Here is a 24338-nt window from a genome sequence, read left to right on the forward strand (position 1 = left end):
TCCGCGCGCCCGGGTAACGCATGAGTCGCGTGTGACCGGGGTCCGCTCCAGTGCCGCGCCTGCCCAGGCGCATTCACCGCAAACCGAACAGTGACCGGCCTCACACTCGGGCCCGTCCGGGGCGGGCGGGGGCGGTGGGCCTGCGACCGGCTGTCACAGGCGTGCGGCATCATCGACCCCGTGACGCGACGCCTGATGCTCCTCGACACCGCTTCCCTGTACTTCCGCGCCTACTTCGGGGTGCCCGACTCGGTCCGCGCCCCCGACGGCACCCCGGTGAACGCGGTGCGCGGCCTGCTGGACTTCATCGCCCGGCTCGTCCAGGACCATCACCCCGACGACCTCGTGGCCTGCATGGACTTCGACTGGCGGCCGGAGTGGCGGGTCGAGCTGATCCCGTCGTACAAGGCGCACCGGGTCGCGGAGGAGCTCACCGGCGCGCCGGACGAGGAGGAGATCCCCGACACCCTCTCCCCCCAGGTGCCGGTCATCGACAGCGTGCTCGACGCGCTCGGCATCGCCCGCGTGGGCGCGCGCGGCTTCGAGGCCGACGATGTGATCGGCACGCTCGCCGGGCGGGCGACGGGCCCGGTGGACATCGTCACCGGCGACCGCGACCTCTATCAGCTCGTCGACGACCGGCGCGGGGTGCGGGTGCTGTATCCGCTCAAGGGCGTCGGCACGCTCCAGATCGTCGACGAGGCGCTGCTGCGGGAGAAGTACGGGGTGGACGGGCCCGGCTACGCCGACCTGGCGCTGCTGCGCGGCGACCCCAGCGACGGACTGCCGGGCGTGCCGGGGGTCGGCGAGAAGACGGCCGCGAAGCTGCTGGCCGCCTACGGCGACCTGGCCGGGATCATGGCGGCGGTCGACGACCCGGCGAGCAGGCTCACCCCCACCCAGCGCAAGCGGCTGGACGAGGCCCGGCCGTATCTGGCGGTCGCGCCGAAGGTGGTGCGCGTCGCCTCCGAGGTGTCGCTGGCCCCCTTCGACGCCAGGCTGCCGCACGTCCCGCGCGACCCGGAGGCGCTGCTCGCCCTCGCGGAGCGCTGGGGTCTGGGCGGGTCCCTGCAGCGGCTGGTCACCGTTCTCGCCCGCTGAGCCCCTATTCCCACCGTTTCCACCGGAAGAGCTGTTAGGTTAGGCGTACCTTACTTAGCAGTGTTCAGGGGAGACATCCATGGCAGACCGTCCCGTTCGCAAGAAGCCGATGCTCCACCGCGCGCGTGTGATCCACACCGAGCGGCTGACCCCCCACATGGTGCGCGTGGTCCTCGGCGGCGACGGGCTGGCGGACTTCACCGCCGGCGAGCACACCGACCACTACGTCAAGCTGCTCTTCCCCGTCCCGGGCGTCAGCTACCCCGAGCCGTTCGACATGGAGGTCATCCGCCGCGACCTTCCCCGCGACCAGTGGCCCAGCACCCGCACCTACACCGTGCGCTCCTGGGACCCCGCCACGCGCGAGCTGGCGGTGGACTTCGTGGTCCACGGCGACGAGGGCCTGGCCGGCCCCTGGGCCGCGGGCGTCCAGGCGGGCGCGGAGATCTACTTCCTCGGCCCGGGCGGCGCCTACTCCCCCGACCCGGCCGCCGACTGGCATCTGCTGGCCGGTGACGAGAGCGCGCTGCCCGCGATCGCCGCCGCCCTGGAGCGGATGCCCGCGGGCGCCCGCGTCACCGCCTTCGTCGAGGTCGCGGACGCGGCCGACGAGCAGAAGCTGACCCTGCCCGAGGGCGTCGAGATCACCTGGCTGCACCGCGGCGCGGCACCCGTCGGCGACGCCCTCGTCGAGGCCGTGCGCGCGCTCGCGTTCCCGCCCGGCGACGTGCAGGCCTTCGTGCACGGCGAGGCGGGCTTCGTGAAGGAACTGCGCCGCCATCTGCGCATGGAGCGCGAGGTGCCGCGCGAGCGCCTGTCCATCTCCGGCTACTGGCGTCGCGGTCACGACGAGGACGGCTGGCAGGCCTCGAAGCGCGAGTGGAACCAGCAGGTGGAGGCGGAACAAGAGGCAGGATCCACGGCCTGATCCGCGGCGGACAACAGCGGCGCCGCCGCCTCCGGCTCCTGGGCGGGGAGCGGCCCCAGGTCACGGATATCCTCGGCCCATGAAGCGTGTCCGGATAGCCCTCACGAGCGTGGCCGCCGCGGCCCTCGTCCTCACCTGTGCCGCGGGCGCCTCGGCGGAGGACCCCTACTGGACCGTCTCGAACAGCGATCCCACCCAGCGCGGCCGTGAGGCCGAGTTCGTCGTGACGATCGAAGAGGCCACGCTCGACGACGACAAGGGCTACGTGACCCTCGAATCACCCGCCTTCGTCGAACCGGTCAAGATCAAGGCGGAGGAGTTCCGCGAGGGCAAGGACGGCACGCCCCGCGCTTCGGGGCGGGGCATGGTCCTCTGCGACATCAAGCCCGGCACGTATCCGGTGGAGCTGAAGGACCACGGCCAGGGCGAGGCCGTGGACACCGTCGATCTGACCGTGGTGGCCGAAATGGACCCCGGCAACCGCGAGTTCTGCGCCGGCCCGAAGGACTACGACGAGGTCAAGGACAAGACCAGCGAGTCCGCCCTGGGCGCGGAGGACGACGAGGACGGCGAGGACGACGACGAGGGCGGCTTCGGCGTCGGCACGGTGGCCGGCGTGGGCGTCGGTGCCGCCGTACTGGCCGCCGCCGGTACGTACGCCCTGGCCCGGCGCCGACGCGCCCCGGGCACCGGCGGCAGCGGCCCCGGCACCTCCGCGTAAGGGCCGCGGCCGGCCCCGGCGGTGCGTCCGGTCATCGCCCGGCGCCGGGCTTCCGGCGTGCGGCATGATGACCGGATCATCGAGGGAAGGGGCGTCCGCGGATGGATCGCAGCAGCAGGGCCATCGGGGCCGTCGTCGGTTCGGCGGTCGGGGACGCGCTCGGCGCACCCTTCGAGTTCGGGCCGCCCGGCGCGTACACCGCCCGTTTCCCCGACGGCCGCGGGCAGATGTGCGGGGGCGGCGGCTGGGATCCCGGTGAGGCCACCGACGACACACAGATGGCCGTCCTCGTCGGCGAATCCCTCGTCGAACGGGGCGGGCTGGACCTGCCCGACATCTTCGGGCGCTTCCAGCGGTGGGCGGCGGGCTCCCCCAAGGACATCGGCCTGCAGACCGAGGACGTCCTCACCAACGGTCAGCCCTGGGACCGGGCCGCGGCCCTGCACTTCCGGATCAATGTGCGCGCCGCCGGCAACGGCTCCCTGATGCGCGCCGCCACCTCGGCCGTCCACTTCGCGGGCGCCGGGCGTGCGGCGACCATGGACGCGGCCCGCCGCATCTCGGCCCTCACCCACGGCGATCCCGCCACCGGGGAGGGCACCGCCGTCTTCCACGACCTGGTGCGCGTCGCGCTCGACGGCGGCGACCTGTCGGCCGCCGTGCCCGACGCCCTCGCCGCCGTCGAGGCCGATCACCGCGCCCGCTGGGCGACGGCCCTGGCCCCCGGCTGGCACCCCGCGGACGCCACGGAGGTCAACGGCGCGGTCTGGCCCTGCCTCGGCTCGGCCCTGTGGGCGGTACGGACGACGGGTTCGTTCGAGGACGCGCTGCGCGCGGCCATCGACCTCGGCGGCGACACGGACACCGTCGCGGCGGTCACGGGCGGCCTGGCCGGGGCGGTGTACGGCTATGAGGCGATCCCCGAGCGATGGACGGCGGCCCTGCATCTGCCGCTGCCGGGCTTCGGGGACCGGGTCCTGCGTCTGCCCGAATTTTTGCGGCTCGCCGAACAGTTGGCGCAGCCCAGTCGCCGGACGGGTTGAAAGCCCGTCCGGCGATTGAGGACGCGCCCGCAGGGCGCCCGCCTCCGCAGGCGGCAAACACGGCCTGCCACCCGAAATCCGCCGGACAGGCAACAGGCAGGCTCAGCCCACGGACGAGTACGCGACGACCCCACGCAGCAGACCGTCGACCGCCTTGCGGGCGTTGCGCGCGACCGGGCTGCCCTGGGGGGCCGCCGCGGCGATCTGTCCGAGGACGTCGATCAGCTGCTTGGTCCAGCGCACGAAGTCGCCCGCGGGCATCTCGATCTCGCGGAGCACCTCGTCCAGCCCGTGCCCCGACGCCCAGCGGTACGCGGGCCACGCGAAGCCGAGATCGGGCTCGCGCTGGCCGACGCCCTCCGCCTGGTTGATCCGGTGTTCCTCCTCCAGGGCGTCCAGCCGGCCCCAGATCCGGACCATCTCGCCGAGGGCGTCCTTCGCGGCGCCCGTGGGCAGCTTCGGCGCCACCGCGTCGTCGGCCGCGCGGGCCTCGTACACCAGGGCCGAGGCGCAGGCCGCCAGCTCGGCCGGCCCCAGGCCGTCCCAGACGCCGTCGCGCAGGCACTCGGAGGCCAGCAGGTCCAGCTCGCCGTAGAGCCGCGCCAGCCGGCGGCCGTCGTCGGTCACCTCGTCGGCCCGCAGATAGCCGAGGTCGGTCAGCAGCGCGCAGATGCGGTCGAAGGTGCGGGCGATGGTGTTCGTCCGGCCCTGGATGCGGCGCTCCAGCTGGCGGGTGTCGCGCTGCAGGCGGTGGTAGCGCTCGGCCCAGCGGGCGTGGTCCTCCCGGTCGCTGCACCCGTGGCAGGGGTGGGCGCGCAGGGCCGTGCGCAGCCGGGTGATCTCGGTGTCGTCGGCGGCGGCGGAGCGCTGCTTGCGGTGCCGGTCGGGCTCGATGTGCCCGGCCTTCGTGCGCAGCGCGGAGGCCAGGTCGCGGCGCGACTGCGGGCTGCGCGGGTTGAAGGACTTGGGCACCCGCATCCGCTCCAGCGCCTCGACCGGCACCGGGAAGTCGATCGCGGCGAGCCGCTTGACCTGCCGCTCGGCGGTGAGGACGAGCGGGCGCGGCCCGTCGTGCGGGTCGTAGCCGCGGCGGGGGTCGGTGCGCCCGGCGGGCAGACCGGGATCCAGTACCAGGGCCAGCCCCGCGAACTTTCCGGTGGGGACGTGGATGACGTCACCGGGCTTGAGCTTCTCCAGCGCGGCCGCTGCGGCGGCCCGGCGCTGGTTGGCGCCCTGCTTGGCCAGCTCGGTCTCGCGGTCCTTCAGCTCGCGGCGCAGCCGCGCGTACTCCTCGAAGTCGCCCAGGTGGCACTCGATGGCCTCGCGGTACCCCGCCAGGCCCTCCTCGTTCTTCTGCACCTGCCGGGAGATCCCGACGACCGACTTGTCGGCCTGGAACTGGGCGAAGGAGGTCTCCAGCAGCTCCCGCGAGCGGTGCCGGCCGAACTGCGAGACGAGGTTGACCGCCATGTTGTACGACGGCTTGAAGCTGGAGCGCAGGGGGTAGGTGCGCGTACCGGCGAGGCCCGCGAGCGCGTCGGGGTCCATGGCGCGCTGCCAGAGCACGACGGCGTGGCCCTCGATGTCGATGCCGCGCCGCCCGGCGCGGCCGGTCAGCTGGGTGTACTCGCCGGGGGTGATGTCGGCGTGCTGCTCGCCGTTCCACTTGACGAGCTTTTCCAGCACGACGGTGCGGGCGGGCATGTTGATGCCGAGGGCGAGGGTCTCGGTGGCGAAGACGGCCTTGACCAGGCCCTTGACGAAGAGCTCCTCGACGACCTCCTTGAAGGTCGGCAGCATGCCGGCGTGGTGCGCGGCGATGCCCCGCTCCAGGCCCTCCAGCCACTCGAAGTATCCGAGGACGTGCAGGTCCTCGTCGGGGATGGCGGCGGTGCGCTCCTCGACGATCTCCCGGACCCTGGCCCGGGCCGTGTCGTCGTTGAGCCGCAGGCCCGCGTACAGGCACTGCTGCACGGCCGCCTCGCAGCCCGCGCGGCTGAAGATGAAGGTGATGGCGGGCAGCAGGCCCTCGGAGTCGAGCCGCTCGATGACCTCGGGGCGGCCGGGGGTCCAGATCCGGCTGCGCTGACGGCGCTCCCGCTCGCGGTCGGCCTCGCGCACCATCTTGCCGCGGCGGCGCTCGCGCGGGTTGTAGGTGCGGCTGTTCTCCATGCGGGCCATGCGCAGCAGGTCGGGGTTGACCTCACGCCGGGCGGCACCGCGGCCGCCGTGATCGGTCTCCTCCTCGAAGAGGTCGTACATCCGCCGGCCGGCCAGCACGTGCTGCCAGAGGGGGACGGGCCGCTCCTCGGAGACGATCACCTCGGTGTCGCCGCGCACCGTGTCCAGCCAGTCGCCGAACTCCTCGGCGTTGGAGACGGTGGCCGACAGGGAGACCAGGGTCACCGAATCCGGGAGGTGGATGATGACCTCTTCCCAGACGGCGCCGCGGAAGCGGTCGGAGAGGTAGTGCACCTCGTCCATCACCACATGGCCGAGGCCGGCCAGCGCCTGGGAGCCCGCGTAGAGCATGTTGCGCAGCACTTCGGTGGTCATGACGAGCACCGGGGCGTCGGCGTTGACGCTGTTGTCGCCGGTGAGCAGGCCGACCTTGTCGGCGCCGTAGCGCTTGACGAGGTCGCTGTACTTCTGGTTCGACAGCGCCTTGATGGGGGTGGTGTAGAAGCACTTGCGGCCCTGGGACAGGGCCAGGTGGACGGCGAATTCGCCCACGATGGTCTTGCCGGAGCCGGTCGGCGCCGCGACCAGCACTCCCTTCCCGGCTTCCAGGGCCCGGCAGGCCTCTATCTGGAAGGGGTCCAGCTCGAAGTCGTACATCTCGCGGAAGGGAGCGAGCGCGGTGGCCTGCTCCGCGGCGCGCACCCGGGACAGGGCGTAGCGCTCAGCAGGGGACATGGTGTCGTCGGTCATCTTGTGTACGAGCCTACCGGGGACCCCTGACAGCGCACCCGATCTTTATTGAGCTCCCAGCAGCCGCACGGCCCCGGGCACCGTCTCGGCGGTGAGCGGCAGTAGTCCGAGCGGCTCGCCGTCGGCGTATCCGGTGATGCCGGGGCCTGCCGCGCGGCCGGTGCGGAGGGGGCCGTCGGGGGCGGCCTCCAGCGTCACCTTCGCCGCCCGGTGCACGGTCACCCGGGGGTGGTCGAGGTGGGTGCCCCTGTACACCCGGGGGAAGACCTTCAGCAGGGTCGAGCGGCTGCAGGGGCCGACGATCGTGATGTCGAAGAGCCCGTCGTCCATGCGCGCGTCCCCGCAGATGCGCATGCCGCCGCCGTAGGAATCGCCGTTGCCGACCGCGATCAGGGTCGCCGCCACCTGCTGCCACGGCCCGTCGTCGAGGCGGATCCGGTACGGGAGGGGGCGCAGCGCCGCCAGCTCGGCCAGCACGGCCACGTCGTAGCGCAGCCGCCCGATGGGCAGGCGCATGCGGTTGCCCCGGTCGTTGACCCGGGAGTCGAAGCCGGAGGCGAGCACGGTGCCGAACCAGGTGCCGGCGTCCATGGAGCCACTCGGGCCGGTGCCGTCGCCGCGGACCACCCTGCCGAGATCGACGGGCCGCCCGCCGTCCTCCTTGAGGGCGCCCGCGACGATCCGGGCCGCCGCCTCGGGGTCGCGGACGGGCAGGCCGCACGCGCGGGCGAAGTCATTGCCGGTGCCGACGGCCACCACCCCGAGGGGGGTCGTGGTCCCGGCGACGGCCTGGAGGGCGAGGGAGACCACGCCGTCCCCGCCGACGGCTATCAGCGCGTCCGTACCGGCCGCGACCGCCTGCCGTGCCCGTCGCAGGGCGTCGGGCGCGTCCTCGCCCAGGACCGTACGGACACCGAAGCCCGCGGCGCGGAGCACCCGGGCGGCGGGCCGGGTGGCGCGGGCGCCCCGGCCGCGGCCCGCCGTGGGGTTGACGAAGAGCGTGATGTCGCTGGTCACGCCGGGACACTACCGGCTCGTCGGCGGCCCGCCGACCGCCTGGCCGAGACCTTGCGACCGCCGGGCGCGCGAACGCCGCGGGGCGGTCGCCGTCCTTGCGACCGCCCCGCGGCGTCGGTGTCCGTCGGCCGTCCGCGCCCGGATCAGGTCACGTCGTCGTAGCCGCCCCGGCGGGTGGGCCGCTCGCCGCCCGCGTCACCGCTCGAACCGGCCCCGGCCTGCCCCGGGAGGGCCGGCATCGGCTCGGAGTCGCCGAGGGGCAGCGGGGTGAGGTCCAGCGGGGACGCCTCGTCGTCGTCGAGCAGGGCGTCGGGGTTGTTCCTGGCCCGCCGCTTGTCGTTGAGGAGGGAGAACCCGACGGCGCAGAAGTACAGAATGATGATCGGAACGGCGAGGATGCACATGCCGAACGGATCGGTGCTGGGCGTGGCGATCGCGCCGAAGACGAAGATGCCCATCACGACGCCGCGCCACCACGTGGCCATGGTCTTGCCCGTGACCATGCCCACCATGTTCATCATGACGAGTATCAGGGGCAGCTCGAAGGCCAGGCCGAAGACCAGGATCATCCGGACCGTGAAGTCGAGGATGTCGTTCAGGCTGAGGGTGTTGGCCGCGGTCTCCGGGGTGATGCTGAGCAGCACCCGCATGCTCATGGGCATGATCAGGTAGGCGAGGTAGGCGCCCGCGACGAAGAGGGGAGCGGCCGTCGCCACGAAGGCGACCGTGTACTTCTTCTCGTTCTTGTGCAGACCGGGGGCGAGGAACGCCCACAGCTGGTAGAGCCAGACCGGGGAGGAGATCGTGACGCCCGCGAGCAGGCACACCTTCACCACCGTCCCGAACGGCGCTCCCAAGGAGTTGAACGTCAGGACCGCGCAGTTGCCGCCGTGGCTCTGGGCCAGGTCGCGGTCGGGGCACTTGGGAACGGGGCTGGACAGGAAGTCCATGAGCTGCGTGTTGTAGAACGCGGCGAGGAGCGCCACCACGACAATGGCCAGCACCGCCTTCGCCAGGCGGTTCCGCAGTTCCCGCAGGTGCTCCGCGAGCGGCATCCGCCCCTCGGGGTCCTTCTCCTTCTTGCGGGCAGACTTGAGCAACCCACGTCCCTATCTCGTGCGGCAGGCGGACGCCAAGGACGGCCGGCCCGATCCCTCGGTCAGTGCTGGGTCTGTACGGCTGCTCAGTGCTGCGTGGTGCGGTCGCTCGGCTCGGTCACCGGGCGGGCACCGGCGACATCACCGGGAGCGGCCTTGATCGTACGAGGCGTGGCGGTGGCCGGCGGGTCGGCCGGGGCGGAGGCGTTGTCCTGGCCCTCGGACTTCATGGCCTTGGCCTCGCTCTTGAGGATCCGGGCGGACTTGCCGAGGGAGCGCGCCATGTCCGGAAGCTTCTTCGCACCGAACAGCAGGACGATGACGACGAGAATGAGAATGATCTCGGGGGCGCCGAGCCTTCCGAACATAAGCGATTACCTTCTCACCGAAGCGGCATGGGTGTGGGGCTGGCCGACTGATCGGACATATGTCCACCAGGCGTACGTCAGCGATCGTAACGCGCAGGGGTAAACGCTGGGCAATCCCTGTGCGTACTCCCGTACGTGACCCTGCGCCTCGCCTCAGGGCCATCCGGACCAGACTACCGCCCGGTCCGAAACCCCAGCAGGGGCCGTGCGAGCCCGCTGACCTACGGTCATCCGTCCTGACGCAGCGTGTGCGCGGTCTGCGCGGCGAGCGGGGTCGCGGCCCGTTCGAGGTCCTCGGCGGCGCGGGTGATGCGCTGCGAACTCGTCGCCACCTGCCGGGCCAGCCGGCGCACTTCGACGAACACCCGTGCGGCGAGGACACCCAGCACGGCGATGCCGCAGAAGGCGAGGGCGATGGCGAGCATGGGCCAGAGCATGGGCCAGAGCATGGGAGGAGCCTATCGGGCGGAAAAGGACCGGCGGCGAGGCGGGGGCACCGCCGGAAAGGGACGCGAAACGGGCGGGAAAGAGCCGGGAGCCGGCTGGAAGTCGCGGGTCACACCGTCGAGTGCAGCCGCAGCGTCCGCACGCCGCCACCGGTCAGCAGCTCCACGATCCGCTCCCCGGCCGGCTTGCGGACCGCGGAGCCGCAGTCCGGACAGGTGAAGGAGTAGAAGGTGGTCCGGTGGCTGGCCCCGATCGCCAGCCGCAGCGCACCCGCGGCCAGCTCGAAGCATCCCCGACAGTCGGGGCAGGCCGCCTTGAAGACGGCGGCGGCCGTGGTCCTCACGTTCATCACGTCCCCTGTCGCTTTCACCTGGACCCGCCCTCCTACTCTCCGTACGCCGCGAGCGCCTCGCGGGCCGCGTCCCGCGCGCTGTCGGCCAGCGCGAGCGGGGAGACGATCCGCCCGTCCCGGCCGAGCCGCAGCGCCAGCCGGCGCAGCGAGGCCGGGTCGGGGGTGCGCAGCGTGATCCGCAGTCCGCCGTCGGGCAGCTCCTCGGCGCTGTCGTGGGGGTAGTACTCGGCGACCCAGCGCCCGCCGGGGCCGACCTCGACGACCACCTCGGGGTCCTCGGCCGCGGGCTGCACCAGGCTCTCGGACAGATCGCGCAGCTCGACCGGCGGCGGGTCGGAGGGCTCGTCGAGCAGCCTGATCTCGGCGACCCGGTCGAGCCGGAAGGTGCGGCGGGCCTCCGAGAGCCGGCACCACGCCTCCATGTAGGTGTGGCCCACGGCGAACAGCCGGATCGGGTCGACCTCGCGCTCGGTGAGCTCGTCCCGCGCGGGCGAGTAGTAGCGCAGCCACAGCCGGCGGCGCTCGGCGATGGCCCGGTCGACGTCCGCGAAGACCCCGCCCTCGGACTCGAAGGTGACCGAGAGGCGGGAGCTGGCGCCCGCGGCCTCCCCGGCCGCGGCCTCCAGCTTGGCGGTGGCGCGCAGCAGGGCCTGCCGGTCGCCCTCGCGCAGCCCGGGGAGGGTGGCGACGGCGCGCGCGGCCACCAGCAGCGCGGTGGCCTCGTCGGCCGCCAGCCGCAGCGGCTCGCCCGTGCTGGTGCCCGAGGCGTCGGGGTTGTGCCACCAGATGCGGTCGCCGTCGGTGTCGATGTCCAGCAGGTCGCCGCCGCGGAAGCTCGTCCCGCACATCGGCAGCACGTCGAGGTCACCGATCAGCTCGTCCTCGGTGATGCCGAAGGCGCGGGCCACATCGGTGACACGGGCGCCGGGGCGCTCGCGCAGATAGGTCACCAGCGAAAGCATCCGCCGGGTCTGGTCAATGGCGTTGCCGGCCATAAGAAGTCGGTCCGTGCCCTTCCACTCTGGTCAACTCTGGTCCGAACTGGTCCCGCTCGGGTGCGCCGGTGTCAGCCCTTGGCCACGGCGCGCAGCCGGTCGAGGACATCGGCCCGCAGCTCGGCCGGTTCGAGCACCTTCACATCGGGACCGAACTCCACCAGCCACGCGTCCAGCCCGTGCCCGTACGGAATCTCCAGCTCGTCCCAGCCGTCGCCCAGATCCCGGGTGACGGTGGCACGGGCCCGCAGCGGATAGCCGTGGCCGGCCCGCACGGTGATCCGGGCGGTACGGGTGGCCGTCTCGCCCGACCAGCTCTCGACCGTCTCGCGGACGGTGACGTGGTCCGGCACCGGGACGGTGAACGGCACGGCCCGCGAACGGACCTTCCCCGTGATCCGGGAGAGCCTGAAGACCCGCTCGGCACCCCGGTCCCGGTCCCAGCCGGCCAGGTACCAGTGGCCGCGCCAGCACTCCAGGGTCCACGGCTCGACGTGCCGCTGCTCGGGACGGGCGGCGTTGGCCTTGTGGTAGTCGAAGACGACGGTCCGGCGGTCACGGGCGGCGAGCATCAGCGGCTCGAAGGCCGCCTCGTGCACGGGGATGCGCGGCTCGAGGGCGCTCTGGCTCTCGTACGTGTCCTCCGCGAGCGGCATCCCGGCCGCCCGCAGCTTCTGCAGCGCGCCACTGGCGGCACCCGCGAGCCGGGCCTGCTGCCAGACCTTCGCGGCCAGGCCCAGGGCGGCGGCCTCCTCCACGTCGAGAGTGATCGGAGGCAGCCGGTTGCTGTCACGGCGGGCGAGATAGCCGATCTCCCCGTCGATGCCCTCGACGGTCTCGATGATCAGGCCCAGCTCGCGCAGATCGTCCTTGTCGCGCTCGAACATCCGGTTGAAGGCATCCTCGGAGCTGCCCGCCCCGGAGCGCTTGCCCGGTGCGGAGCCGGCGACGGCCTCCGGCCCGGACTCCCCCGGCTGACCGGCAGGCGCGGCGCTCCCCGGCCCGAAGGCCGCGGCGTTTCCCGGCCCGAAGGCTTCGAGGTAAGCCTCGATCGAGCCCCGCAACTCCCGCTTGCTGAGCGGCCGGCGGGTGCCCAACAGGCACAGCGCCAGGTTCATCAGCCGCTCGGCCTTGGCAATCGCCATCGACGCCCTCTCTACTTGTGCTCTCAACCGTTGACCGTACCGCTCGCGCGTCGTACGGCAAAAGCCGAGGGCCCATGCCAGGAGGCATGGGCCCTCGGCCTTCACTTACGACCGTCTCAGACCGCGATCAGGTCACAGACGAAGATCAGCGTCTCGCCCGGGGCGATCAGACCGGCGCCCGCGCCACGGTCGCCGTAGGCGAGGTGCGCGGGAATGGTCAGCCGGCGGCGGCCGCCGACCTTCATGCCCTGGACGCCCTGGTCCCAGCCCGGGATGACCTGGCCGGCACCCAGCTTGAACTCCAGCGGGTTGCCACGGTTCCAGCTCGCGTCGAACTCCTCGCCGGTGGAGAACGCCACGCCCACGTAGTGGACCTTGACGAAGTCGCCGGCCTTGGCGACAGCGCCGTCGCCCTCCCAGATGTCCTTGATCACAAGGTCGGCCGGCGGCTCGCCCTCGGGGAAGTCGATCTCGGGCTTGTCGATGCTCACGGAGTGCTCCTACGAAAGAATCTTGCAGACAACCGTGCAATTCTGGCAGATCTCCGACCCGGGTCGGTCAGACCTTGCCCACGATGTCCACGACGAAGACCAGCGTGTTCTTGTCGAGACCGCTCTGCGGCTGGCCCTCGTAGCCCAGCTTCGGCGGGATGACCAGCTCGACCCGGTCCCCCACGCGCTTGCCGACCAGGCCCTTGTCCCAGCCCTGGACGACCGAGCCGGTGCCGATCTGGAAGGCCGTAGCGCCGTTGTGGTCCCAGGAGGAGTCGAACTTCTCGCCGTTCTCCCACTTCACACCGGTGTACTGCGCGATCAGGCCGTCGCCCGCCTTGACCTCCGGGCCGCTGCCCTTGATCAGCACCTGCTCCTTGAGGTCGGTCGGCGCCTTCTCCCCCTTGGGGATGGTGATGCTCGCGGCCTTCTGGGAGGTGTACTTCACCTCGGGCATGCCCGCGGCCGGGGCGGCCTGGTCGCCCTTGACCTCACTCTTGGGGTCGATCTTCTTCGTCGCCACGACGTCGATCACCCACACCAGGCCGTCCTCCGGCTTGACGCCCGCCTGCGGGTTGAGCTGATCACCGATCAGCGCCTTCGCCGTGCCCTCGACCTCGAAGCGGGTGCCCGCCTTCTTGCCGATCACCTCGTCCAGCACCTTGGCGGGCATCTCCTGGCTGGGCTGGCCGACCTGGGCCACCATCTGGCGCCGGGGGCCCTTGGCGCCCGGCTGGGTCGTCCAGGTGCCGCCGAGGGACTTGTTGTCCTTCATGGTCTGCCCGGCGAAGTCGAGCCGCACGAAGCCGCCCTTCTCCACCTTCTCGCCCGAGCCCTCGGTGATCGTCTTGACGACGAGCTTGTCGGCGGGCTTCGCGTCCTTGGGGGTGGAGATCTCGGGCTTCTCGCCGAACTTCCCCTCCACCTTCACCTGCGCGTCGGAGGAGCCACCGTCCTCCGACCCGCACGCCGTGGCGGCGAAGAGCAGGGCGGGCACGGCCAACGCGACGGCGAAGCGACGCGGGTTCTTCGAGTACGAGCGAGAGAGCGGGGGTCGGCCCCCGAGGAATTGCAGCATCAGTCCAACTCGGGCTAGGGGGGTGGCTTGGCAGTGTCCGCCACTTTACGGCTTGTGCTCTGTCGATCAACCCTGCCCGACACGGTCGGATGCCGGACCCCGGGGCCCGGCACCGACCGCGCTCGTACCACTCTCATACAACCTTCATGCGGAGCCCGGGCTCACATGCCGGCGATCAGCTTCTCCACCCGGTCGTCCACCGACCGGAAGGGGTCCTTGCACAACACCGTGCGCTGCGCCTGGTCGTTGAGCTTGAGATGCACCCAGTCGACCGTGAAGTCCCGGCGCTGCTCCTGCGCACGGCGGATGAAGTCGCCGCGCAGCCGGGCCCGGGTGGTCTGCGGAGGCACGGACTTGCCCTCGAAGATCTTGAGGTCGTTGCAGACCCGGGCGGCCTGGCCGCGCCGCTCCAGGAGGTAGTACAACCCCCGGCGGCGGTGGATGTCGTGGTAGGCCAGATCTATCTGGGCGACCCGCGGATGCGACATGGTGATGTTGTTCTTCGCGCGGTACTTCTCGATCAGCTGGTACTTCATCACCCAGTCGATCTCGGTGGCGATCCGGTCCAGGTCCTCGTCCCGGATGGCCTCCAGCGTGCGGCCCCACAGCTCCAGGACGCGCTCGACCGTGCCGGTGCGGATGCCCCGGCGCTCGCAGAAGTCCACGGCCTTCTCGTAGTACTCCTGTTGGACCTCCAGGGCGGAGGCCTCCCGGCCGCTGGCCAGGCGCACCTTGCGGGTGCCGGTGGTGTCGTGGCTGACCTCGCGGATGGCCCGGATGGGATTCTCCAGGGTCAGGTCCCGCATCACGGTGCCCGCCTCGATCATGCGCAGGACGAGATCGGTGGCACCGACCTTCAGCAGCATGGTCGTCTCGGACATGTTCGAATCGCCGACGATGACGTGCAGCCGGCGGTAGCGCTCGGCGTCCGCGTGCGGCTCGTCCCGGGTGTTGATGATCGGGCGCGAACGGGTGGTGGCGGAACTGACGCCTTCCCAGATGTGCTCGGCGCGCTGGCTGACGCAGTACACCGCGCCGCGCGGGGTCTGGAGCACCTTCCCCGCCCCGCACAGCAACTGCCGGGTGACGAGGAAGGGGATGAGGATGTCCGCCAGCCGGGAGAACTCCCCGTGCCGGGCCACGAGGTAGTTCTCATGGCATCCGTAGGAGTTTCCGGCGGAGTCCGTGTTGTTCTTGAACAGATAGACGTCGCCCGCGATCCCCTCCTCGTGCAGGCGGCGCTCGGCGTCGACGAGCAGACCTTCGAGAATGCGCTCGCCCGCTTTGTCGTGCGTGACCAGCTCGATCACGTTGTCGCACTCGGGTGTTGCGTATTCCGGGTGCGATCCCACGTCCAGATAGAGGCGGGCGCCGTTCCGCAGGAAGACATTGCTGCTGCGGCCCCAGGAAACGACACGGCGGAAGAGGTAGCGCGCCACTTCGTCAGGTGACAGTCGGCGCTGTCCCCTGAACGTGCACGTGACGCCGTACTCGTTCTCCAGCCCGAAAATGCGGCGATCCATGTCTGAACATTACGCCTGATGCCCTGCGCTGAAACCGGGTTCGACAGCACCGATTCGATCATTTTCCGGCAACGCACCGGCTTCGGCCACGGCGACGGGCGGTCCGAAGGAGCGCTGCGCCGCCAGGAGCACCAGCAGGGCGACCGCGCCGCCGCCGACGGCGACCGCGAAACCGGCCTTCGAGCCGCCGTACTCCACGGCCGGGCCGACGACGGCGATGCCGATCGAGGCGCCCACACCGAAGGCGGTCACCAGCCAGGAGAAGGCCTCGGTGACGGTGCCGCGCGGCGCGTGGCGGTCCACGACGACGAACGCGCACGCGAGCGACGGCGCGAGGAAGACTCCGGCCACACCGGCGAGCACGGTCATGGCGACGACGCCCGGGACGAGCAGGAGCGGCAGATAGCAGACCGCGAGGCCCGCGACGAGCATCCGCAGCCGGCGCTCGGGCTCGCCCGCCCACTGCCGGCCGCCGTAGACGACACCGCCGATGAGCGCACCGACACCGAGGGCGGACAGCAGATAGCTGGAGACCATCCCGCCGCCGTGCTCGTCGGCGTACGCCACCGACGCCACGGATATCGAGCCGAGGGCCGAGCCGACGAAGAAGAACGCGCCGAGCAGCACGAGCAGCCCGCGCGAGCGCAGCGCCCCGAGCCAGTGCGCCTCACGGGGCGCGCTGCGCCACTTGCGGGAGGGCGGGGAGGTGACCACGGCCAGGGCGCCGAGGACGCCTATCGCGTTGATGACGAGCAGCGCGGCGGCCTCGGACCAGGCGGCGACGATCAGGGTGACGGCCAGCGGGCCGACCGCGTACATGACCTCCTGGGCGATGGCGTCGAGCGCGTACGCGGCGTGGATGCGGTCCTCGCGCTTGAGGACGTCCGGCCACAGGGCGCGCAGACCGCCCTCCAGGGGCGGGGTGAAGAATCCGGCGACGACCATGGCCGCGTAGGCCAGCGGCAGCGGTTCCAGGCCGATCAGGCAGAACAGCACCATGCCGAGCGCGGAGAGCACGGCGGAGGGCAGCATCACCCGGGGCTGGCCGAAGAGGTCCACGGCCCGGCCCAGCAGCGGCTGGCCGATGGCGTTGCCCACGCCGTAGACGGCCGACAGCGCGCCCGCGAGGGCGTAGCTGCCGCCCTCCGCACGGGCGAAGAGCACGATCGCCAGAGCGGCGGTGGCGCTCGGCAGCCGCCCCACCAGCGTGCCCGCGAGCAAGCGCGCCGCGTGCCGCGTCCTGAGCATTTCGCCGTAGCCGGCCGCCATCATCTGTCCACCTTCGCTGACCGAGACACCCTCGGGTTTTACGTATAACCTTCGGCGTTATACGTACCATGTCGGCAACCCGCGGGTCCACTCGCGGGGAGGCGGGAATCAGGCGGGGAACGGGAAAAGGGGCGCGGACCGGTGGCGGAGACAGAGCAGGGGTCGTGGCGCGGGCGGGCGGCGGCGCGCGGTGACGAGCGGTGGCCGAACGTCCGGGAGCTGGGCCAGCCGCGCGCACGGGTCACCAGCCGGGACGTGGCGCGCGCCGCGGGGGTGTCACAGGCCACCGTCTCGCTGGTCATGGGCGACAAGTGGCGCGGCCGGGTCTCCGAGCGGACCGCCGAGGCCGTGCGCACCGCCGCGCGGGAGCTGGGCTACCGGCCGAATCTCGCGGCGCGCAATCTGCGGCTGGGCCGCACCCGCACGGCGCTGCTGGTGGTCCCCGCGCTCACCAATGAATTCTTCGCCCGCGTCTACACCGGTGCCGCCCGGGCCGCGGCCGAGCACGGCGTCGGTGTGGTCCTCTACCCCTCCCCGGAGGGCATCGGGCCCGCCCGTGACCCCTTCGCCTCCGCCCGCGCGACTCTCGACGGCGTCATCGCCTCCTCCATGGCGGTGGATGCCCTGGCCGACATCCGCGACGGCGATCTGCCGCTGGTCATGCTCGACAGCGACCCCGGGCGGACGGAGGCGTCGGCGACCGTCAACCTCGACATCGCCGACGGCATGCGCCAGGTCACCGAGTATCTGCTGGGGCTCGGCCACCGCCGGTTCGCCCACCTCGCGGCCGACGTCGACTCCTGGACCTTCCACGAACGGGCCCGGGCGCTGGCCGGCACCCTGAGCGGGGTCGCGGACGCGGGTCTGACGACGGAGCCCGCGGCCCTCGATGTGCGGGCGGGCCGGGCGGCCGCCGAGCGGGCCCTGACCGGCCCCGGGCCGCGGCCCACCGCGCTGATCTGCGACAGCGACATCCTGGCGGCGGGCGCCTGCAAGGCGGCCCGGCGGCTGGGGCTGCGCGTGCCCGACGACGTCTCGGTGACCGGTTTCGACGATCTTCCGCTGGCGACGGCCGTCGAGCCGGAACTGACGACGGTGCGGCTGCCGGCCGAGGCCGTGGGCGAGGCGGGCATGCGGGCCCTGATGACCGTCCTGGACGGCCGGCCCGCCGCCCCCACGACGCTGCCGGTGGAGCTCATCGCCCGGGGCTCGTCCTCCCACGATGGCGCTCGCACTGGCGAGGGAGTAACGGCGGGCTAGGCGGCGTCCGGCGTGTCTGCGACTGCGGGCACGTCTTTGCCGCCTGCGGCGGCGGGCGCCCTGAGGGCACGTCCTCGAACGCCGGACGGGCTGGTTTTGGCTGAACTCAGCCAACCAGCCCGTCCGGCGTTCGAGGGCACCGCCGTCCTAGGACGCGCCCGGCGCCTCGTCCGCCCCCGGCCCGGGAGCCGCCTCCTCCGATTCGTCGACGCTCACATCCGTGGCGTGCCCCTCGAGCAGACGCGAGAGCTGACGGCCCAGCAGCCGCTTGAACTTCCGCTGCTGCGGTCGCGTCCGGTCCAGGACCGCCACCTCGAGCTGCTCGGCGGTCAGCGTGCGCTCACCGCCGTTGTTGTCACGGGTGAGCGACTCGACGGCGAGCTTGAGCGCCTCGGCGAGGGTCATCCCGTCCCGGTGCCGCTGGTCGAGATAGCTGCTGATCTGGTCGGCGTTGCCACCGACCGCGACCGATCCGTGCTCGTCGACGATCGAGCCGTCGTGCGGCAGCCGGTAGATCTGGTCGTCCTCGGGGCCCGGCCCGACCTCGGCGACGATCAGCTCGACCTCGTAGGGCTTCTCCGCGGCGCTGGAGAAGATCGTGCCCAGCGTCTGGGCGTAGACGTTCGCGAGACCGCGGGCCGTCACATCGTCGCGGTCGTAGGTGTAGCCGCGCAGATCGGCGTAGCGCACCCCGCCGATCCGCAGGTTCTCGAACTCGTTGTACTTCCCCACCGCGGCGAAGGCGATGCGGTCGTAGATCTCGCTGACCTTGTGCAAGGCGCGGGACGGGTTCTCGGCGACGAAGAGAACGCCGTCGGTGTACTGGAGTACGACGACGCTACGGCCGCGGGCGATGCCCTTGCGGGCGTACTCGGCGCGGTCGGCCATGGCCTGCTGGGGTGAGACATAGAACGGCGTCGACACCGGCTGTCCGTCCCTTTCTGTCAGTGGCGGGTAAAGGTTCCGTAGGGCGTCAGAGCAGTGCGGCCCGCGGACCGTCCGGCTCCTGCAGGCGCCGCTCGTGGATCGCGCGGACGACCTCGGCGCACTGGGCGTCGGTCAGCTTCCGGAACCCCTCGTCGGTGATGACGGTGACGATCGGATAGATACGGCGGGCGAGGTCGGGCCCACCGGTCGCCGAGTCGTCGTCGGCCGCGTCGTACAGCGCCTGGACGACGAGCGTGGTGGTCTGATCCTCCGTCAAGTTCTCCCGGAAGAGCTTCTTCAGCGCACCGCGCGCGAAGACCGAGCCGGAGCCGGTCGCCGCGAAGCCGTGCTCCTCGGAGCGCCCGCCGGTCACGTCGTAGGAGAAGATGCGACCCTTGTTGCGATCGACGTCCCAGCCGGCGAAGAGCGGCACCACGGCGAGGCCCTGCATGGCCATGCCGAGATTGCTGCGGATCATGGTGGACAGCCGGTTCGCCTTGCCCTCCAGGGAGAGTTGGACGCCCTCGACCTTCTCGAAGTGCTCGAGCTCGAGCTGGAAGAGCTTGACCATCTCGACGGCCAGCCCGGCCGTGCCGGCGATGCCGACGGCCGAGTACTCGTCGGCCGGGAAGACCTTCTCGATGTCCCGCTGCGCGATGACATTGCCCATCGTCGCCCGCCGGTCGCCGGCGAGCACCACACCGCCGGGGAAGGACGCGGCGACGATCGTCGTGCCGTGCGGCGCCTCGACGGCGCCCTTCAGCGGAGGCAGCTGCCGATTGCCCGGCAGCAGGTCCGGCTGGTGCGTACCGAGGAAGTCCATGAAGGACGACGAGCCGGGCGTCAGGAAGGCAGCCGGCAGACGCCCGATGCTACGAGTGTTGGCTTCCACGCGTTTCCTTCCAGATAAGCGATCGCCCGACGCATCGCGCCACGATCATCTCTCAACTTGCCGAGTGCCGAATTACAGTTGAAGCACAGTACGCCCCGGACTTTACCCGTCTCGTGATCATGATCCACATGCTCGGCCGGGGCAACGAGACAGATCACGCACACACCGCCCTGCCGCTTCACCAAGTCACGCAACTGGTCCTGACTCAAGCCGTACTTGCGGCGGAAGCAGCTATCCCGGTTACGCCCCGCCCGACACTCGCGGCAGTAGCTCGACCAGCCGTCCGAAGATGTCTTGTTTCGCTCCCACTCACTGTGCGGCTTCACCTTCTCGCACTGTGGACACCGCTTGTGCCCCCGCGGAACGGGCACCTTAACCCGCACCACGCGCCCCTTGGCTTCCTGACGCCGCTTGTAGTAGTCGGCAGAGCACACTCGGCAGTACGACTGAAGGCCGTCACTGATCGATTGGTTGGAGGCGAAGGCATCACGAGGCAACGTCCGCTTGCATCGGGAGCATTTCTTTCCTGGATGCAATTCGGACATTACCTACTACTCTCCACCCTTCTGGACAAATGACCTCACGAAGTCCTCGGCGTTCTCCTCGAGGACATCGTCGATCTCGTCCAGCACGGAGTCCACGTCGTCCGACAGCTTCTCCTGGCGTTCCTTGAGGTCTTCCGAAGCCTGCGCGTCCTGTGCCTGCTCCTCGACCTCCTCCGTGGAACGCGTGGCCTTCTGCTGCCCGCCGCCGGTGTCCTTGGTCGCCATATCCCTCACCCCGCTCGGTTCGACGTACAAGATCGGATGTACCTGTTCAGACCCTACAAGCAGGGTCCGCGATCGGCCCCGCACTTGCTACAACATCCCGGGACCACCGTGATGATTCCCAGAACGCAGTCTCCTCAGACCCCCCTCAGCCCCCGGACAGGACGCGGACCAGTTCCTCGGCCGTGCGACAGCGGTCCAGGAGCTCCTTGACGTGATTGCGGGTCCCCCGCAGTGGCTCCAGCGTGGGCACCCGTTGCAGAGAGTCACGACCGGGCAGATCGAAGATCACCGAGTCCCAGGAGGCGGCGGCCACGTCGTCCGCGTACTGCTCCAGGCAGCGGCCGCGGAAATAGGCCCGGGTGTCCTCCGGCGGGGCCGTGATGGCCCGCTGGACCTCGTCCTCCTCCAGGAGCCGCTTCATCCGTCCGCGGGCCGCCAGCCGGTTGTACAGGCCCTTGTCGGGGCGTACGTCCGCGTACTGGAGGTCCACCAGGTGCAGCCGGGCGGCGTCCCAGTCCAGGGTGTCCCGGCGGCGGTAGCCCTCCAGCAGCTCGCGCTTGGCCACCCAGTCCAGCTCGCCGGCGAGGCTCATCGGATCGCGCTCCAGCCGGTTCAGCACGTCCTCCCAGCGGCCGAGGACGTCCTTGGTCTGCTCGTCCGCGTCCGCGCCGAAGCGGTCCTCGACGTACTTGCGGGCCAGCTCGAAGTACTCCATCTGGAGCTGTACGGCCGTGAGCGTACGGCCGCTACGGAGCGTGATGAGCCGGCGCAGCGTGGGGTCGTGGCTCACCTGGTGGAGGGTGCGGACCGGCTGGTCGATCGCCAGGTCGGCGGCGATGAAGCCGTCCTCGATCATCGACAGCACCAGGGCGGTGGTGCCGAGCTTGAGGTAGGTGGAGATCTCGGAGAGGTTGGCGTCACCGATGATGACGTGCAGCCTGCGGTACTTCTCGGCGTCGGCGTGCGGCTCGTCGCGGGTGTTGATGATGGGCCGCTTGAGGGTGGTCTCCAGGCCGACCTCGACCTCGAAGTAGTCCGCGCGCTGGCTGAGCTGGAAGCCGTGCTCACGGCCGTCCTGGCCGATGCCGACGCGGCCGGCGCCGGTGACGACCTGCCGGCAGACGAAGAACGGCGTCAGATGGCGCACGATGTCCGAGAAGGGGGTCTCCCGCTTCATCAGGTAGTTCTCATGGGTGCCGTAGGAGGCGCCCTTGTTGTCGGTGTTGTTCTTGTAGAGGTGGATCGGCTGCGCGCCGGGCAGCTGGGCGGCGCGCTCGGCGGCCTCGGCCATGATGCGCTCGCCCGCCTTGTCCCACAGCACGGCGTCACGCGGATTGGTGATCTCCGGCGAGCTGTACTCGGGGTGGGCGTGGTCCACGTACAGCCGCGCGCCGTTGGTGAGGATGACATTGGCCAGGCCGATGTCCTCGTCGGTGAGCTGGCTGGAGTCTGCGGCCTCGCGGGCGAGGTCGAAGCCGCGGGCGTCCCGCAGCGGGTTCTCCTCCTCGAAGTCCCAGCGGGCTCGTCGCGCCCGGTGCATCGCAGCCGCGTAGGCATTGACGATCTGGGACGAGGTGAGCATGGCATTGGCGTTCGGGTGACCGGGGACGGAGATCCCGTACTCCGTCTCGATGCCCATTACTCGCCGTACGGTCATGCGGCCCTCCTAGCCCGGCGGCGCCCCGTGGTGGGGTCGCCGCTCAAGTACCGCTGCTCTTCCGGTCCGTGCGCTTCCCCCACGTGCTTCGTGGCCCGGTACCGAAGAGCCTAGAACGGCTTTGCGGCGGTGGGGAGATCATTACAGTCATTGCTCCGGTTCGTGCCGCGCCCGGCCCGGCCGGGCCGCCTCGTGCCCGCCGGGGCCTCCCGGGTGATTTCCGGACGCGCCGGGGCCCGACCGGCGCAAAAGCGTCCGGCTGCGGACGCCCCCGGAGCACCCCGCCCCGGCACCGGGGCGCCAAGGGCGGGACGAGGACATCCGCAGCCGGACGACGGTGTTACAGATACTGGCCGGTATTGGCCACGGTGTCGATCGAGCGACCGGTGTCCGCGCCCTGCTTTCCGGTGACGAGGGTGCGGATGAAGACAATCCGCTCGCCCTTCTTGCCGGAGATCCGGGCCCAGTCGTCCGGGTTGGTGGTGTTGGGAAGGTCCTCGTTCTCCTTGAACTCGTCCACACAGGCGGCGAGCAGATGGGAGACGCGAATGCCCTTCTGGTTCTGGTCGAGGAATGCCTTGATGGCCATTTTCTTCGCCCGGTCCACAATGTTCTGGATCATCGCGCCCGAGTTGAAGTCCTTGAAATACAGGACTTCCTTGTCGCCATTGGCGTACGTGACCTCGAGGAAGCGGTTTTCCTCGGACTCCGCGTACATCTGCTCGACGACCGACTGGATCATGCCGGCGACGGCGGCCCTGGCCGACCCGCCGTGCTCGGCCAGGTCGTCCCCGTGGACCGGCAGGGTCTCGGTGAGGTACTTGGAGAAGATGTCCTTGGCCGCCTCGGCGTCCGGACGCTCGATCTTGATCTTGACGTCGAGCCGGCCGGGCCGCAGGATCGCGGGGTCGATCATGTCCTCGCGGTTCGAGGCGCCGATGACGATGACGTTCTCCAGGCCCTCCACGCCGTCGATCTCGGAGAGCAGCTGCGGGACGATGGTGTTCTCCACGTCCGAGCTGACTCCGGAGCCGCGGGTGCGGAAGAGGGAGTCCATCTCGTCGAAGAAGACGATGACGGGCGTGCCCTCGCTCGCCTTCTCCCTGGCGCGCTGGAAGATGAGCCGGATGTGCCGCTCGGTCTCCCCCACGTACTTGTTGAGCAGTTCGGGGCCCTTGATATTGAGGAAGAAGCTCTTCCCCGCGGGCTTGCCGGTGACCTCGGCGACCTTCTTGGCAAGGGAGTTGGCCACCGCCTTGGCGATGAGCGTCTTGCCGCAGCCGGGCGGGCCGTAGAGCAGCACGCCCTTGGGCGGGCGCAGTTCGTGCTCCTTGAAGAGGTCGGGGTAGAGGTACGGCAGCTCGACCGCGTCGCGGATCAGCTCGATCTGGTTTCCCAGTCCGCCGATCTTCGTGTAGTCGATGTCCGGGACCTCTTCGAGGACGAGCTCCTCGACCTCGCTCTTCGGGATGACCTCATAGACGTAGCCGGACCGGGATTCGAGCAGCAGGGCGTCGCCGGGGCGGATGGTGACGTCCAGCAGCGGCTCGGCGAGCCGCACCACCCGCTCCTCGTCGGTGTGCCCGATGACCAGGGCCCGCTCGCCGTCCTCGAGGATCTCCTTGAGGGTGACGATGTCCCCGGCCCGCTCGAAGGCCATGGCCTCGACCACATTGAGCGCCTCGTTGAGCATGACCTCCTGGCCACGCCTGAGGTCCTCGGCCTCGACGCTCGGGCTGACATTGACCCGGAGTTTCCGGCCTCCGGTGAAGATGTCCGCCGTGCCGTCCTCATTGGTCTGCAGGAAGACGCCGAAGCCGGCCGGCGGCTGTGCGAGCCGGTCCACTTCCTCCTTGAGGGCCACGATCTGGTCGCGGGCCTCGCGGAGGGTGTTGGCGAGCCGCTCGTTCTGAGCGGACACCCCGGCCAGGTTGGTCTGGAGCTCGACGATCCGCTCTTCGAGAATCCTCGTGTGACGCGGAGAGTCGGCGAGCTTGCGCCGCAGGACGGCGATCTCCTGCTCGAGATAGGCAACCTGGCCCGCGGGGTCGTCAGACCCTCGCCCGGGCCGGATGCCGCGGTTCATGTCGTCGTCGTGGGCTGCCACGGTCCTCACCTCCTCCAAGGGGAGCTGGACGCTTCCAGACCCTACCTGGGCTGGTGCAGGTTGAAACCCCTAGATCACAAACCCGGTCGGAGTGTGTCCGATCTTCACCCTTGCGCACGTCCTCACGTCAGGGGAATACCCACCCATCAACATCGGAAAGCGGGCGGTTGTATCGTCGAGTCGGTCAACACCCGTCAGTGCTGGCTCCAATTGGTTCAC

Annotated in this window: 22 protein-coding genes and 2 pseudogenes; 5 read left to right on the plus strand and 19 right to left on the minus strand. The window is 70.7% G+C overall.

What is annotated here, in order from left to right; genetic code table 11:
• Positions 1 to 195 precede the first annotated feature (195 nt).
• The 4 genes from JO379_RS07400 (at position 196) to JO379_RS07415 (ending at position 3793) form a co-directional block, all read left to right on the plus strand.
• Positions 196 to 1101, plus strand: a complete 906-nt coding sequence (locus tag JO379_RS07400) for a 5'-3' exonuclease (RefSeq protein ID WP_130877084.1) — start codon at positions 196 to 198, stop codon at positions 1099 to 1101.
• 79 nt (positions 1102 to 1180) lie between these two features.
• The gene (locus JO379_RS07405; protein WP_209514391.1) at positions 1181 to 2029 is read left to right on the plus strand and encodes a siderophore-interacting protein; all 849 of its coding nucleotides are present in this window, start codon (positions 1181 to 1183) and stop codon (positions 2027 to 2029) included.
• A gap of 79 nt (positions 2030 to 2108) precedes the next feature.
• Positions 2109 to 2750 (plus strand): hypothetical protein, encoded by a 642-nt coding sequence (locus JO379_RS07410; RefSeq protein ID WP_209514393.1) that lies wholly within the window; start codon positions 2109 to 2111, stop codon positions 2748 to 2750.
• Between the two features lie 101 nt (positions 2751 to 2851).
• Positions 2852 to 3793, plus strand: a complete 942-nt coding sequence (locus tag JO379_RS07415) for an ADP-ribosylglycohydrolase family protein (protein WP_209514395.1) — start codon at positions 2852 to 2854, stop codon at positions 3791 to 3793.
• A gap of 102 nt (positions 3794 to 3895) precedes the next feature.
• On the opposite strand, the gene JO379_RS07420 is transcribed toward JO379_RS07415, so the two are convergent.
• From JO379_RS07420 to JO379_RS07475, 13 genes and pseudogenes are all read right to left on the minus strand, one after another.
• A complete protein-coding gene (locus JO379_RS07420) occupies positions 3896 to 6724 on the minus strand; it encodes a DEAD/DEAH box helicase (RefSeq protein WP_130876972.1) in 2829 nt (942 codons plus the stop codon).
• Positions 6725 to 6769: 45 nt separating this feature from the next.
• Positions 6770 to 7741 carry a diacylglycerol kinase gene (locus JO379_RS07425; RefSeq protein ID WP_130876973.1) on the minus strand — a complete coding sequence of 324 codons (972 nt, stop codon included), beginning with the start codon at positions 7739 to 7741 and terminating at the stop codon, positions 6770 to 6772.
• A gap of 143 nt (positions 7742 to 7884) precedes the next feature.
• Positions 7885 to 8841: a twin-arginine translocase subunit TatC gene (gene tatC / locus JO379_RS07430; RefSeq protein ID WP_245381407.1), complete on the minus strand. Its 957-nt coding sequence runs from the start codon at positions 8839 to 8841 to the stop codon at positions 7885 to 7887.
• Positions 8842 to 8924: 83 nt separating this feature from the next.
• Positions 8925 to 9206 (minus strand): Sec-independent protein translocase subunit TatA, encoded by a 282-nt coding sequence (gene tatA / locus JO379_RS07435; protein ID WP_130876974.1) that lies wholly within the window; start codon positions 9204 to 9206, stop codon positions 8925 to 8927.
• A 227-nt stretch (positions 9207 to 9433) separates the two neighbouring features.
• Positions 9434 to 9643, minus strand: a complete 210-nt coding sequence (locus tag JO379_RS07440) for a hypothetical protein (protein ID WP_130876975.1) — start codon at positions 9641 to 9643, stop codon at positions 9434 to 9436.
• A 119-nt stretch (positions 9644 to 9762) separates the two neighbouring features.
• On the minus strand, positions 9763 to 10002 hold the full coding sequence (locus JO379_RS07445; protein WP_130876976.1) for a hypothetical protein: 240 nt from the start codon (positions 10000 to 10002) through the stop codon (positions 9763 to 9765).
• Positions 10003 to 10037: 35 nt separating this feature from the next.
• Positions 10038 to 11000, minus strand: coding sequence for a helix-turn-helix transcriptional regulator (locus JO379_RS07450; protein ID WP_130876977.1), 963 nt, complete (start codon positions 10998 to 11000; stop codon positions 10038 to 10040).
• A 71-nt stretch (positions 11001 to 11071) separates the two neighbouring features.
• Positions 11072 to 11911 (minus strand): annotated as a pseudogene (locus JO379_RS07455) (helix-turn-helix transcriptional regulator); the annotation flags it as partial.
• A 120-nt stretch (positions 11912 to 12031) separates the two neighbouring features.
• A pseudogene (locus tag JO379_RS34085) lies at positions 12032 to 12145 on the minus strand (WYL domain-containing protein); the annotation flags it as partial.
• Positions 12146 to 12261: 116 nt separating this feature from the next.
• Positions 12262 to 12636 (minus strand): FKBP-type peptidyl-prolyl cis-trans isomerase, encoded by a 375-nt coding sequence (locus JO379_RS07460; RefSeq protein WP_130876979.1) that lies wholly within the window; start codon positions 12634 to 12636, stop codon positions 12262 to 12264.
• Positions 12637 to 12703: 67 nt separating this feature from the next.
• Positions 12704 to 13714 (minus strand): FKBP-type peptidyl-prolyl cis-trans isomerase, encoded by a 1011-nt coding sequence (locus JO379_RS07465; RefSeq protein WP_130876980.1) that lies wholly within the window; start codon positions 13712 to 13714, stop codon positions 12704 to 12706.
• A 161-nt stretch (positions 13715 to 13875) separates the two neighbouring features.
• Positions 13876 to 15237 carry a Pup--protein ligase gene (gene pafA / locus JO379_RS07470; RefSeq protein WP_130876981.1) on the minus strand — a complete coding sequence of 454 codons (1362 nt, stop codon included), beginning with the start codon at positions 15235 to 15237 and terminating at the stop codon, positions 13876 to 13878.
• Positions 15238 to 15246: 9 nt separating this feature from the next.
• On the minus strand, positions 15247 to 16506 hold the full coding sequence (locus JO379_RS07475; RefSeq protein ID WP_130877086.1) for an MFS transporter: 1260 nt from the start codon (positions 16504 to 16506) through the stop codon (positions 15247 to 15249).
• 255 nt (positions 16507 to 16761) lie between these two features.
• Between JO379_RS07475 and JO379_RS07480 the strand changes: the two genes are divergently transcribed.
• Positions 16762 to 17766: a LacI family DNA-binding transcriptional regulator gene (locus tag JO379_RS07480; protein ID WP_130877087.1), complete on the plus strand. Its 1005-nt coding sequence runs from the start codon at positions 16762 to 16764 to the stop codon at positions 17764 to 17766.
• A 147-nt stretch (positions 17767 to 17913) separates the two neighbouring features.
• Here JO379_RS07480 and prcA read toward each other — a convergent pair whose 3' ends face one another.
• The 6 genes from prcA to arc form a co-directional block, all read right to left on the minus strand.
• Positions 17914 to 18690, minus strand: a complete 777-nt coding sequence (gene prcA / locus JO379_RS07485; RefSeq protein ID WP_130876982.1) for a proteasome subunit alpha — start codon at positions 18688 to 18690, stop codon at positions 17914 to 17916.
• Between the two features lie 49 nt (positions 18691 to 18739).
• Positions 18740 to 19585, minus strand: coding sequence for a proteasome subunit beta (gene prcB / locus JO379_RS07490; protein WP_130876983.1), 846 nt, complete (start codon positions 19583 to 19585; stop codon positions 18740 to 18742).
• Positions 19537 to 20130 (minus strand): endonuclease VII domain-containing protein, encoded by a 594-nt coding sequence (locus tag JO379_RS07495; protein ID WP_130876984.1) that lies wholly within the window; start codon positions 20128 to 20130, stop codon positions 19537 to 19539. The genes prcB and JO379_RS07495 overlap by 49 nt, the downstream gene beginning before the upstream one ends.
• Before the next feature lie 6 nt (positions 20131 to 20136).
• The gene (locus JO379_RS07500; RefSeq protein WP_011027899.1) at positions 20137 to 20355 is read right to left on the minus strand and encodes a ubiquitin-like protein Pup; all 219 of its coding nucleotides are present in this window, start codon (positions 20353 to 20355) and stop codon (positions 20137 to 20139) included.
• 145 nt (positions 20356 to 20500) lie between these two features.
• Positions 20501 to 22012: a depupylase/deamidase Dop gene (dop, locus tag JO379_RS07505; protein WP_372449055.1), complete on the minus strand. Its 1512-nt coding sequence runs from the start codon at positions 22010 to 22012 to the stop codon at positions 20501 to 20503.
• A 340-nt stretch (positions 22013 to 22352) separates the two neighbouring features.
• The gene (gene arc, locus JO379_RS07510; protein ID WP_130876985.1) at positions 22353 to 24119 is read right to left on the minus strand and encodes a proteasome ATPase; all 1767 of its coding nucleotides are present in this window, start codon (positions 24117 to 24119) and stop codon (positions 22353 to 22355) included.
• Positions 24120 to 24338: the final 219 nt, after the last annotated feature.

This window comes from Streptomyces syringium (genome assembly GCF_017876625.1).
GTDB lineage: Bacteria > Actinomycetota > Actinomycetes > Streptomycetales > Streptomycetaceae > Streptomyces > Streptomyces syringius.

Coding starts and splice junctions, on each gene's coding strand:
- JO379_RS07400 (WP_130877084.1), top strand. CDS start 196: ATGCTCCTCGACACCGCTTCCCTGTACTTCCGCGCCTACTTCGGGGTG.
- JO379_RS07405 (WP_209514391.1), top strand. CDS start 1,181: ATGGCAGACCGTCCCGTTCGCAAGAAGCCGATGCTCCACCGCGCGCGT.
- JO379_RS07410 (WP_209514393.1), top strand. CDS start 2,109: ATGAAGCGTGTCCGGATAGCCCTCACGAGCGTGGCCGCCGCGGCCCTC.
- JO379_RS07415 (WP_209514395.1), top strand. CDS start 2,852: ATGGATCGCAGCAGCAGGGCCATCGGGGCCGTCGTCGGTTCGGCGGTC.
- JO379_RS07420 (WP_130876972.1), bottom strand. CDS start 6,724: ATGACCGACGACACCATGTCCCCTGCTGAGCGCTACGCCCTGTCCCGG.
- tatA (WP_130876974.1), bottom strand. CDS start 9,206: ATGTTCGGAAGGCTCGGCGCCCCCGAGATCATTCTCATTCTCGTCGTC.
- JO379_RS07440 (WP_130876975.1), bottom strand. CDS start 9,643: ATGCTCTGGCCCATGCTCGCCATCGCCCTCGCCTTCTGCGGCATCGCC.
- JO379_RS07445 (WP_130876976.1), bottom strand. CDS start 10,002: ATGAACGTGAGGACCACGGCCGCCGCCGTCTTCAAGGCGGCCTGCCCC.
- JO379_RS07450 (WP_130876977.1), bottom strand. CDS start 11,000: ATGGCCGGCAACGCCATTGACCAGACCCGGCGGATGCTTTCGCTGGTG.
- JO379_RS07465 (WP_130876980.1), bottom strand. CDS start 13,714: ATGCTGCAATTCCTCGGGGGCCGACCCCCGCTCTCTCGCTCGTACTCG.
- pafA (WP_130876981.1), bottom strand. CDS start 15,237: ATGGATCGCCGCATTTTCGGGCTGGAGAACGAGTACGGCGTCACGTGC.
- JO379_RS07475 (WP_130877086.1), bottom strand. CDS start 16,506: ATGGCGGCCGGCTACGGCGAAATGCTCAGGACGCGGCACGCGGCGCGC.
- JO379_RS07495 (WP_130876984.1), bottom strand. CDS start 20,130: ATGTCCGAATTGCATCCAGGAAAGAAATGCTCCCGATGCAAGCGGACG.
- JO379_RS07500 (WP_011027899.1), bottom strand. CDS start 20,355: ATGGCGACCAAGGACACCGGCGGCGGGCAGCAGAAGGCCACGCGTTCC.
- dop (WP_372449055.1), bottom strand. CDS start 22,012: ATGACCGTACGGCGAGTAATGGGCATCGAGACGGAGTACGGGATCTCC.